The following is a 462-nucleotide window of genomic DNA, read 5'->3' on the forward strand; positions in this document are numbered from 1 at the left end:
GATTTCGATCTCGTGCCCGACGGCGGGATCGGGGGCGCTGTCTCTCCGATCGAGGCGCTCGCCGCCATGAGCGGACCGCAGACGGACTTCTCAGCCTTCGACGAACTGATGAGGAGGTTCAGCGACGAGGATGCCTATGACCCGCGCCGCGACGACGGGACCTTTCCGCTGAGCCGCCTCGACGATGCTCTGCAGCTGATCATTTTCGGGTCCTACAAGGGCGGCGGCGGCAAGAGCACGGCCTGCATGGCTTTCATCGAGAGGCTCATGCGCGCCGGTCGCTTTCCCGTGGTCATCGAGGCTGACCCTGTCCAGAAGGAGGTGGGGGAGACGTTCAAGAACGACGACAGGCTCCGCGTGCTCGAACTCCCGCTGGCTAACCGCGAGGGGATGGAGAAACTGGCGAAGATCATGGCGCGGCGTCTGCCCCTGGTGGTCGTGAACGCGCCCGGAGGCCTGACC

Annotated in this window: 1 protein-coding gene; it reads left to right on the forward strand. The window is 65.4% G+C overall.

Annotated features, from left to right (window positions below):
* The coding region (locus tag AX750_RS01790) for a division plane positioning ATPase MipZ (RefSeq protein ID WP_197432780.1) at window positions 1-462 on the forward strand (462 nt) is incomplete at both ends.

The sequence above is a fragment of the Methylobacterium sp. CCH7-A2 genome (assembly GCF_001557075.1).
Taxonomy (GTDB): Bacteria; Pseudomonadota; Alphaproteobacteria; order Rhizobiales; family Beijerinckiaceae; genus Allobosea; species Allobosea massiliensis.